Annotated in this window: 9 protein-coding genes; 3 read left to right on the top strand and 6 right to left on the bottom strand. The window is 72.4% G+C overall.

Annotated elements, in window-relative coordinates:
• Positions 1-55: 55 nt before the first annotated feature.
• The 6 genes from LCN96_RS33660 to LCN96_RS33685 form a co-directional block, all read right to left on the bottom strand.
• Positions 56-679 carry a TetR/AcrR family transcriptional regulator gene (locus tag LCN96_RS33660; protein ID WP_225266457.1) on the bottom strand — a complete coding sequence of 208 codons (624 nt, stop codon included), beginning with the start codon at positions 677-679 and terminating at the stop codon, positions 56-58.
• 65 nt (positions 680-744) lie between these two features.
• Positions 745-1,056, bottom strand: coding sequence for an antibiotic biosynthesis monooxygenase family protein (locus LCN96_RS33665; RefSeq protein ID WP_225266458.1), 312 nt, complete (start codon positions 1,054-1,056; stop codon positions 745-747).
• Positions 1,057-1,385: 329 nt separating this feature from the next.
• Positions 1,386-3,956, bottom strand: coding sequence for a CBM35 domain-containing protein (locus LCN96_RS33670; RefSeq protein WP_225266459.1), 2,571 nt, complete (start codon positions 3,954-3,956; stop codon positions 1,386-1,388).
• Between the two features lie 271 nt (positions 3,957-4,227).
• Entirely contained in the window at positions 4,228-4,605 is a 378-nt protein-coding gene (locus tag LCN96_RS33675) for a hypothetical protein (RefSeq protein WP_225266460.1), read from the bottom strand.
• A 119-nt stretch (positions 4,606-4,724) separates the two neighbouring features.
• Positions 4,725-5,999: a glycosyltransferase family 4 protein gene (locus tag LCN96_RS33680; protein WP_225266461.1), complete on the bottom strand. Its 1,275-nt coding sequence runs from the start codon at positions 5,997-5,999 to the stop codon at positions 4,725-4,727.
• Positions 5,996-8,254, bottom strand: a complete 2,259-nt coding sequence (locus tag LCN96_RS33685) for a glycoside hydrolase domain-containing protein (RefSeq protein ID WP_225276116.1) — start codon at positions 8,252-8,254, stop codon at positions 5,996-5,998. The genes LCN96_RS33680 and LCN96_RS33685 overlap by 4 nt, the downstream gene beginning before the upstream one ends.
• 144 nt (positions 8,255-8,398) lie before the next feature.
• Here LCN96_RS33685 and LCN96_RS33690 point away from each other — a divergent pair, with 144 nt between their 5' ends.
• The 3 genes from LCN96_RS33690 to LCN96_RS33700 all read left to right on the top strand — a co-directional run bounded on the left by LCN96_RS33690 (position 8,399) and on the right by LCN96_RS33700 (position 10,380).
• On the top strand, positions 8,399-8,701 hold the full coding sequence (locus LCN96_RS33690; protein WP_225266462.1) for a hypothetical protein: 303 nt from the start codon (positions 8,399-8,401) through the stop codon (positions 8,699-8,701).
• Positions 8,702-8,774: 73 nt separating this feature from the next.
• Positions 8,775-9,122, top strand: coding sequence for an MbtH family protein (locus tag LCN96_RS33695; RefSeq protein WP_311131981.1), 348 nt, complete (start codon positions 8,775-8,777; stop codon positions 9,120-9,122).
• Positions 9,100-10,380: an MFS transporter gene (locus tag LCN96_RS33700; protein ID WP_225266463.1), complete on the top strand. Its 1,281-nt coding sequence runs from the start codon at positions 9,100-9,102 to the stop codon at positions 10,378-10,380. The genes LCN96_RS33695 and LCN96_RS33700 overlap by 23 nt, the downstream gene beginning before the upstream one ends.
• Positions 10,381-10,384: the final 4 nt, after the last annotated feature.

Genomic DNA, 10,384 nt, shown 5'->3' on the forward strand with positions numbered 1-10,384 from the left:
CTCCGGGCGCGACCGTCCCGACTGGGGGTCGCGTGCCGGCCGTGATCGGCCGGGCTCAGGGCTCGTGGCGGGCGAGGCCGTCGAAGGCGATGGACGTGATCGCGTCGGCGACCATCGCCTGATCGTACGCACCGTCCGCCCGGTACCACTCCACCAGCGAGTTCACCATGCCGAACAGCAACCGGCTCACCAGCGCAGGCGGCACGTCGTCGCGCAACGCCCCCTCGGCCACGGCCTCAGCGACGAGATCGGCCAGCCGATCGTCCAGCCAGCGCCGCCGCTCCAGCGCGGCCAGCTCGATCTCGCTGTTGCCGCGCACCCGCAGCAGCAGCGTGACCGACGGCTGGTGCGCCACCAGCACCTCCACACTGCGCCGCACCACCTCGCGCAGCCGCTGGTAGGCGCCCACCCCGGGCTGGGACGCCTCGGTCACGACGGAGGTGAGCTCGTCGAGGGCGTCGTCGAGCGCCTGGCCGAGCAGCTGCTCCTTGCTGGTGACGTGGTGGTAGATGGCCGGCTTGGTCAGCCCGAGCTCCTTGGCCAGGTCGCCCATGCTCGTGGCGTCGTACCCGCGCCTGTTGAACAGCTCGACGGCGGCGCGCAGGATCGCCGACTGGTCATGGCCTGGACGGCCCCGCCTGCGGCGGGGAGCCGGTTCGGCATGTTCAGTCGTGGTCATCCTCGCAGCATCTCACGCGCCGGGGGACGCCCTGACCGCCCGGGTGGCGGCCGGCGCCGCCCCTGTCAGGGTACGGCCGTGAGCACGTCGTGGTGGGTGACGGCGGTGTCGTAGGACAGCAGGACGGCCCGGGCGTCCGGCTCGACGACCGCCGTGCCGAGGTCGTCCCCGGCGAAGGCCCTGATCGCGTCGAGGGACTCCCACAGCGTGATGACCTGCAGCTCGACGTGCTCGTCCGTGGACCGCTGGAGCACGTAGGCGCCTCGATGGCCGCCGGTCCTGCGCAGCTCGGGCAGGACGGCGCCGGTGAAGTGGCGCTGGTAGGCGTCGGCGCCGGCCGGGGTGGTGGTCGCGCGCCAGATCCTGGCGATCATCATGGCTCCTGCGGGGATCGTGGGATGTGCCGCCACCAGGATGGCGATCGGCCCTGCCCGCGCGCCAGGGCCCGACCGGCGTTCACGGTGACGCGGAGGCGGGTGCCTGCCAGAGCGCGACGATCGCGCCGATCAGGCCGCCGGCGGTGGCGGACCAGGTGGGGCAGGCATCCGCCAGGCCGTGGCGGAAGAGCCGAGCACGGGACGGAAGGACGGCCTACGCAAGCATCGCGGCGTCCCGCCGCCGGCGACGCGACCGCACCCGTGCGCGTCCGGCCCTTCAGGACGGACGGCCCGCCGGAGGGTGGTCCTCCGGCGGGCCAGGGCCGGGGTCAGGCGCGGTTGTCCACCTCCAGCACGAACCGCGCGAGCTCCAGCCGATCGACATTCGGCCCGAAGGCGCTCGCGTTGCCGAGGACGAGGGATCCGCTCGGGGTGGTGAGGGTGAGCGGGGTGGTCTGGGGCCAGAAGTTGTCCCAGGCGTAGTTGTGCCGGAACACCCCGCGCGTCGTCCCGCCGCCGGTCTCGGCGATGTCGAGGAAGCGGCTGATGACGTCGGTGTTGTACGGGTGCCCGGTGTTCCTGTCGGCGTTGGCGTAGTGCGTCACCAGGACGTACTGGCCGGGCCCGGCGCCGGCCGGGCGGGTCAGGGTGAGCGTGTTGCCCGCGCCGTCGCCGAGGTCGCCCACGTAGGCGCCGGCGGAGGCGTTGGAGCCGCCGGTGGCGCTCACCACGCGGGCGGTGCCGGCCAGGCGCGCCTGCTCGGCCTCGACCCGGTGCACCGCCGTGTCCGCCTGCGCGGCCCGTACGGTGACCAGCTCGCGCAGGTTCAGCCCGGCCGGTCCGCCCACCTCGACCTTGGAGATCCCCGCCGGGAGGTACGCCCGCACGCGCGACGTGCCGTCACCCGGACGCGTGGCCCGCACCCCCGTGACCGCGCGCCCGTCGATGCGCACGTCGAGGTCGCCGGCCGCGCTCGACCGGTAGGAGAGGGTCAGGTCGTGGTAGCCGTCCTGCGCCGCGGCGACGAAGAAGGTGGCGCGGGCGCCGCCGCCCAGGGTGATGGCGGGGCCGGTGGCGGGGCGGGTGAGCCGGGCGCCGCCGGAGAGCCTGGCCTCGTCGGCCGGGTAGGCCGCCCGCGCCGGGCCGGTGACCTCGGTGAGGTCGAACTTGTCGAGGGTGACGTCGCTGCCGGGCAGCAGGCTCGTCCCGTCGGTGCTGGTGCGCAGGGAGAGCTGGTGGGTGCCGGCGGTCAGCTCGACCTCGACGTCGGTACGGCCGCGATAGGTCCAGCCGAGGTTGGCCGAGTACTGGACGACCTGGTCGAGCCTGCCGTCCACGAACAGGGCGTGTCTGCCGGGCGTCTTGTTCGCGCCGTGGTAGACGCCGAGGCGGTAGCGGCCGGCGCGGGGGACGGTGACGGGGAAGGTCACGGCTGAGTCGGGCTTGTTCATGGAGCCGACGTCCCGCTTGCCGGAGGTCGCATACCGCTGGGGGTCCGCTGTCGTGTCCTGGTCGTAGACCTGGGCCGAGGTGAGGGTGGCGGACTCGGCCTCCACGGACGTCGTCCAGGGCGCGTCAGGAACAGGGGCCGGGCCGCTCGACGGGACGATCGTCACCCGGTAGGCGGCCATGACATCCCCGCCCGGCAGGTCCACGCCGAGCCTGCCGCCGGACACGGTGGTGCGGCGGGCCGCGACGACGGGCGGCTTGAGCGCGTCGCCCTCGTACCCGGTCCAGGTCGTCCTGGACACCACGACGTCCACCTGCCTGCCGAAGAGCGCCGGGTCGAGCCCCGTGAGGTCGAGGCGGACGGGCGCGGTGCCGCCCCCGACCAGGACGGTGCCGCGCCGCGCGGGCTCGTCGAGCGCCGCGACGGCCTGCACGGTGTCGGGGACGGCCGGCCGCGGCGGGGTGGCACTGACCGTCTGCCCGGTCAGGTCGGCGTACCACTTGAGCAGCCACCAGCCGCCGTTGGCCTGACGGGTGCGCACGGCGTGGTCGTCCAGGTTACCGGCGTAGGTCCAGTACGCCATGTCGGCGTCGACCTTGGTGTCCTCGAACATGGAGATCCACTGGATCATCTGGCCGGGCACGGACATGTCGCGGCGGTTGCCGTACTCGTCGATGTTGATCGGCAGCGGGCCGATGCCCAGCTCGCGCTCCATGGCGCGGTAGTGCTCGTAGTGCCCGCGGTAGTCGGCCAGGCTGCCGCGCGAGAGCTCGTGCCAGGCCATGATGTCGGGCAGGCGGTCGTTGGCCTCGGCCCAGGTGAGGAAGTCGCGCAGGCGGCCCGGGTTGTACCTGGCCTCGTTCGGGCCGACGATCCTGGCCTGCGGGTCGATGGACCGGATGCGGTCGAACACCGCCTTCCAGTCGCTGAAGAACTTCTCCTTCAGCGTGCCCCAGTCCTGGTACCAGATCCCGTCGGGCTCGTTGAACGGCACCCAGACGAACCTGTCCTTGTCCCGTGGCCGCTCGCGGACGACCTTGCGGACCATCGTGTCGACCTTGGCCAGGTAGTCGTCGATGCCGAGGTTCTCGTAGGGCCAGCGGCTGTAGACGTCCTGCATGTAGACGACGATCTCCTCGCCGCCGGCGGCAAGGAAGCCGTCGGCGATCTTGAGCGCGTCGCCGTTGGGGTGCTGGTCGCCGTCGGGGGCCTTCTGGGCGACGGTACGGGGGCGGGCGCCGGCGAGCAGGGAGTCGCCGGGCACGCCCGGGTCCGACAGGCCGTACAACATGCCGGTGGCGCCGCCGTGGACGGGGCCGGTGCGCTGGGCGAAGTTCACGGTGACCACGTCGGGGGCGGTCGTGGCGCGGGCCGGTGTCATGGTCACGGAGGCTAACGCCAGGGCTGCCGCCACGGTGACGGCCCGCCGGGTCAAGCGATGTCGGTGCATGAGTGGTCCTCTCGGGGGGTTGAGTGTGACCGGTCACACGCCTGCTAGCGTGACCGGTCACACGGCCACGGCGGAAGCCCTCGTCACCGGATCGTTACGCGCAGGTTTCCGCGCGCTGCGGATACAGCGGTTGTTCACGAGAAGTTCGGTGCCCGGTTCCACGACGACACCGAGGTGATGGTCCTCGACGTGCCAGGGTGCGTGGGCTGAAGGCGATCCGGCGCGGCCCGGAGCTCAGCTCGCCGGGCTGCGGGCTCTCACCGTCCGGGGCTCAGCGCGCGGGCTCTCGCGGCTCGGGAAGTTCAGCGTGCCGGGCGCGCGGGCTCTCACGGGCGGGCAGCGCGCCGAGCACGGCGGCGAGCACGGGCAGGGCGACGGCCAGGACGGCGATCGGCGCCCACGGCGTCACGAAGTCCGACCGGGCGGGCGTCAACCAGCTGGTCCGCACCGTCAGCGGCCAGATCAGCAACATCCCGATGGGGCATCCGGCGACCACGCCGAGCACCGTCCCGCACAGCGCGCTCAGCCCGGTCCGCGCGCTGCGCCCCCGCGGGGCGGACAACCGCGCGGCCGAGACCGCCCCGGACGCGATGGCCACGGGGAAGACCAGGAACGCGGCCATGACGAGGTAGCGGAAAAGATCAAGCATGGCGGCATCGTAGTGAGCCGCCAGGACCCGGGAGACGGTGCCGCGTACACCCGCGTTGCGGGGCCCTCATTGCGCAGCCGTTGAGACGGCCACACCCGGACGATCACCCAGCGGCGCGGTCAGGCGGCGCCGAGGGCTGTCGGCTCCTGGGGGAACAGGCCGTCGAAGACCGCGCCCCGGTCGAAGGCCATCGCGCGGGTCCTGGCCCGCAGCTCCAGGTCGTGCCGCTCACCGCCCGACAGCTCCAGCACCACCCGATCCACGGCCTGGACCAGCGCGTCGACGTCCCCCGGCGGGACGATGACGGCGGTGTCGCCGACCGCCTCCAGGGTGCCGCCCGTCGGGGTGGTGACGATGGGCCCGCCACCGGCCAGCATCTTCTCGGCCAGCGCGATGCCGAACGTCTCCACGAAATCGGGCTCGGGCTTGGTCGGCAGCACGTACGCCGCGCACCCCCGCATGAGCAGCGCCTTCTCGCGATCGTCCACGTCCGTCAGGAAGACGACCCGGTCGTCCCCCGCGGCCATCGCCCGCGCCTGCTCCAGCATGGTCCCGGTGCCGGCGACGACCAGCTTGACCCGCGACCGGCAGCGCATCCTGGCGTAGGCGCCGATCAGGTCGTCGATCCCCTTGGCCTTGGTCACCCTGGACAGGAACAGGATGTACCCGTCGCGCTCCAGGCCGCGCCGGTCGAGCGCCGCCCGCAGGGACCCCTCGTCCAGGTCGAGGAAGGCGGCGGAGTCGATCGGCGGGTAGCTGACGGTGACGCGGCGGCGGCACTGCTCGGCGAAGGTGGTGCCGCAGCGGGCGTCCACCTGCTCGGCGGCGGCGACGATCTCCTCGCGGGTGTAGTCGGAGACGGCGACGACCTCGTCGTTGGCCAGGAACGTGGTGAACAGCACGGTCGCCGCGCCGAACCGGCCCTCCCGCAGGCAGGACTTGATCACGTTGGTCACGTCCGAGCCGACCGCCTTGGCGACGGTGCGCACGTGCGGCGCGAACCCGGCCGCGCGCACGGCGGCGACCGCGTCCACGACGACCGCCGTGTGCGGGGCCAGGTACATCGACAGGCAGGTCGTGGCGTACGGCTCGGCGAGCAGCTCGACGAGGCGACCGGTGAGACCGGACTGGAAACGCCCGTCGGGCACCCGGTAGTCCCCGACCGGCTCCGGCCGTTCGACGGTGATCCCGTCGCTGTACGGCAGCAGCCGGTCCAGCGGCTTGAGCGGCAGGCCCGCGGCCCGCAGCGCCGGGATGGGCCAGGTCAGCAGCCGTACGTCGGCGAACCCGCGGCTCAGCGCGACCTCGGCGAGGTTGCGCGCCTCACCGGAGTGGCCGCAGATGACCGGGTCGGCCCTGACCACGATGACGAGACGGCGGGGGAGGTGGGTCATCGCGATTCCTTCGGGGTCGGAAGCGGATGGGAGTCCGGGGACGGAAGGGAGAGTGACGGCGGGCGCGGGCCGCGCCCCCACGCGGACGGTTCCGGGCCCAGCCGCAGCCGCAGCAGCCCGCCCTGGTGCACGGTGGCGGCGCTGAGGTGGGTCGTGTGCAGCGGTTTGCCGTTGAGCGTGGCCTCCTGCACGTACTGCGCAGGCGGGTCACGGTCGAGGCCCTCTGCGCCGATGGGCGTCTCGCGGTGGCCGCTGGTCTCGATGACGAACTCGTTGCCGCCCGCCCTGAGGACGGCACGGGCGAAGGCGGGCGCGTTGACGAGGAACAGGTTCTGGCCCGCGACGGGGAACAGGCCCAGCGACGCCCAGACGTACCAGGAGCTGAGGCCGCCGGAGTCGTCGTTGCCGGGCAGGCCGCCGGGGCCCGTGCCGAACTGCCAGGTCAGCGCCGCGTGCACGACCTCGGCCGTGCGGTCGGGCCGGCCCGCGTAGTGGTAGGCCCACGGGGCCTCCATGTCGGGCTCGTTGTTGAGCCCCTCGAACCGGTTGAGCGCGTACCCGGCGGACATCTCCGCCGGGCTCGGCCGGCGGCCGGGCCGCCCCACCGGCTCCGCGCCGTAGCCGAAGAAGCGGTCGAGCTTCTCGGTGAAGGCGCCGTCGCCGCCGGCCAGGGCGATCCGCGCGGCCATGTCGTGCAGCAGGCGGAAGGAGTAGTTCCACTTGCCGCCCTCGTAGAACTCCGAGTCGCGCAGCAGGCCGGTGCCCGGGTCGAAGGCGTTGCGCCACTGCCTGCCGAGTTCCTCCAGGTCGTCGGCCAGGCCGTGGTCGTTCAGGGCGCGGGCGACCTGGGCGGTGCACTGGTGGGCGTAGGCCAGGTCGAGGGTGTGGGTGATGGGGTGCACCACGCCGCGCTCGTAGAAGTCCTCGCCGTACCCTCGGCGCAGGTCGCCGACCATGTGCACGAGCGCCCAGCTCCAGTCGAGGTCCGCCCGGCCGAGCGCGTGGGCGTCGGCCAGCGCGGTGTGTGCGAGCGCGCTGGCCTGGCGGAAGAACCGGTCGGCGCCGCGCGACATGCGGTAGCCGATGGGGAAGTTGCCCTCCTCCTCGCACACCCTGATCAGCGACTCCAGCAGGCCGGCGGCCCGGTCGGGGGCGATGGCGGCCAGCAGCGGGAGCTGGGTCTTGTAGATGTCCCACATGGTGCACACGTCGAACGCGAACGGGCCGGGGGTGGGCCAGAACGGGCTCTCGTCGTCGGCGAAGCACGGCTTGATCAGCGCGTGGTAGAGGGAGGTGGCCAGCACCGTACGGCGGGCGGGCGTGCCGCCCTCGACCTGGACGCGGTCGAGGTGCTCGGCCCAGCGGGCCCGGGTGCGGAACAGCACGGTGTCGAAGGCCGACTCGGTGTGCCCGCACTCGCGCTCCAGGTTCTGCCGCGCCTGGTCGCAGCCGCGCAGCGAGAAGCCCATCCGCACCTCGACGGTCTGCCCCGGCGCCGCCGGGCCCATGAAGAGCATGCCGAAGGGGCGCAGCGTGGTGTGCCTGATGCTGTCGAAGTCGAGCCGGGTGCCGCCGTCGATGAGGCGCCGGTCGTACCAGAGCATCTGCCGCCAGCCGGGGCTGTCGATCTCGACGTACACCGACAGCGGGACGCCCTCCATCACCACCGTGCCCTGGGCGCGGCCGTGGCCCATGCTCTCGACCTGGGCCCGCACCGGCACGGTCTGGCCGAGGTCGATGGCCAGGCCGCCGCAGGACAGGTCGATCACCACGCGGGCGCTGCTGTGCGCGGGGAAGGTGTAGCGGTGCACGGCGACCTTGGCGCCGACGGTCAGCTCGCAGCGGATGCCGGTGTCCAGGGTGGCCGCGTAGTAGCCGGCCCGCGCCACCTCGTCGTACAGCGGCCAGGACTCGCCGAGTGCGTCGAGCGGCTGCACCATCGGGGTGACCCGGACGTAGTTGTAGTACTTGCGGATGGCGCCGGTGCCGGACTGCTGGAAGTGGGTGAAGCCGGAGGCCTGCAGCCGCTCGAACATCTCCTCCGGCACGCCCTCGGTGTTCTTGGCGTACCGGCCGTAGCCCGTCGGGTACGCGCCGGAGTAGGCGCACGCCGACACCATGCCGAGCGGTGAGGTGGCGCCCGGGTGCGTGTTGCCCACCTGCGGTTTCGGCCACCACCAAGTGGCGGCCAGACCGCGCGCGCGTGGCAGGTCCGTCGCCGCCGTTCCGATGAAGGGGTCAACGTTGTCGAGGATGGCGGGACTCTACCTAGCGCGCCCGGCCCGTAGGTTTCGGCGAGGTGAACTCCTCACCCGGATCCTTTGACCCGTCGTGGAACGCGGTGGCACCGGATGTCACGCCCAGGGTGTGACATGTCATCGAGCTGTCAGGGGAGACCCATGAGGGACCTGAAGAACAAGCTGCTGACCGCCCTGGCCGCGGCGGCGCTGGCCTGCTGCGGAGCCGCCGCCGTCGCCGCTCCCGTCGCCGCCTCCGCCGTCCAGGTCGGCGCGCTGTTCACCGGGACGGGCCAGGACTTCGACGAGGACACCGCGCTCGCCATCGCCGAGGCCGGCGCCCGGGCGGACGCGGCGGCCCACGGGTTCACCGAGTGCGACCCGTTCGAGTCGGTGTCGGCGCAGAGCCAGAAGGGGCTGTGGACCGCGTGGTTCACGGTCCGCTGCCTGGCCGTGAGCCGGTAGCCCCGACGGCGGCGGCCGCCCGGCGGGCGGGCGGACCACTAAGTCGGCGCTACCTGCGGACATTTTCCGATGGTTGCCGGCGGTCCGGGAAAACTGCCAGAGTTTCGACCGGGCGGCCGCCGCGCGGCATTGTCCAGGGGACGGGGACGGGGAATTCGAAACGGGGGAACGCAACGGCATGTCCAGCCTTGCAGACGATCCAGCAGAACATTTTCTCGTGGTGGTGAACGAGGAAGGCCGGCATTCGCTCTGGCCGCAGCTCACCACCCCGCCTTCCGGCTGGACGCCGGTGCACGGCCCTGACGACCGCGCCGGCTGCCTGGCCTACATCGAGGAGCACTGGACCGACCTGCGGCCTCTCGGCCTCCTGAGCCGGCTCGCCGAACCAGGAGGCCCCCGTGGTAACGCACGGCCGAGCTGACTCCATTTTCCGCAACAAGGCTTTCGCCGTGCTCTGGTCGAGCCAGTCGATTTCCTTTCTGGGAACGCAGCTGACTTATGTGGCGTTACCTCTCACCGCTGTCGCCGTGCTCGACGCGACCCCGATGGAGGTGGGCCTGCTGAATGCGCTGGAAACGCTTCCTTTTCTGTTGTTCGGATTGTTCGTCGGGGTCATGGTGGACCGGTGGGCCCGGCGGCCGATCCTGGTCTGGGCGCATGCCGTGCGGTTCGCGGCGCTGGCCTGGATCCCGGTGGCGTACGTGCTGGATGTGCTGACGATCGAGCAGTTGCTGGTCGTGACGTTCGTCGTGGGCGTCATGACGGTCTTCTTCGAGATCGCCTACCTGTCGTACCTGCCGGGCCTGGTCGATCGTGACCGGCTCATCGACGCCAACGGCAAGCTGCAGGCGTCCTCCTCGGTGGCCGAGGTCGCGGGTCCGGGCCTGGCCGGCGGGCTGATCAGCCTGATCGGCGCGCCCCTGGTGATCGCGATCGACGCCGTCAGCTACCTGGTCTCGGCGCTCGCCCTGCTCAGGCTGCCCAGGGACGGCACTCCCCCGCGCCGCGAGCAGTCCGGGCCGCCACCGGTCTGGGCCGCGCTGCGGGAGGGGTTCGCCGTCGTCGGCCGCAGCACCCTGCTGCGCTGGTGCACGATCGCGGTGTTCTTCCTCAGCCTGTTCTTCAGCTCGGTGATGGCGCTCTACTTCCTCTTCCTGATCAGGGAGGCGGGGATGGGCGCGGCGGCGGTCGGCCTGATCGTGGCGGGCGGCAGCGTCGGCGGGCTCGCCGGCGCGCTGCTGGCCGAGCGGCTGAACGCGTGGCTGGGCATCGGCCCCACCCTGGTGACGGCCCTGATGCTGCCGGGCTTCGGCTTCCTGCTGCTGTCGTTCGTCGAGGGCGCCTCGGCCGGCGCCGCGCTGCTCGCCGGGGCCGCCACGTTCGTCGGGTTCCTCGGCATCCCGATCTTCGACGTGACCGTCATCAGCTCCCGCCAGTCGATCACCGCCGAGCACCTCCAGGGCCGGGTCAACGCCACGCAGCGGTCGCTGTCGTGGGGCACCCTGTCCCTGGGCTCCCTGATGGGTGGTGCTCTGGCGGGGGTGCTGGGGCTGGAGGCGACGATCAGGTGGTCGGCGGTCGGGCTGTTCGTGCCCGCGGTGCTGCTGCTGTTGTCCCCGGTACGGCGCATGCGCCGCCTGGCCGATCACGCCGAGCCGAGTTCTGTCGGCTCTACCTGACGGT

Source organism: Nonomuraea gerenzanensis (genome assembly GCF_020215645.1).
Classification (GTDB): Bacteria; Actinomycetota; Actinomycetes; order Streptosporangiales; family Streptosporangiaceae; genus Nonomuraea; species Nonomuraea gerenzanensis.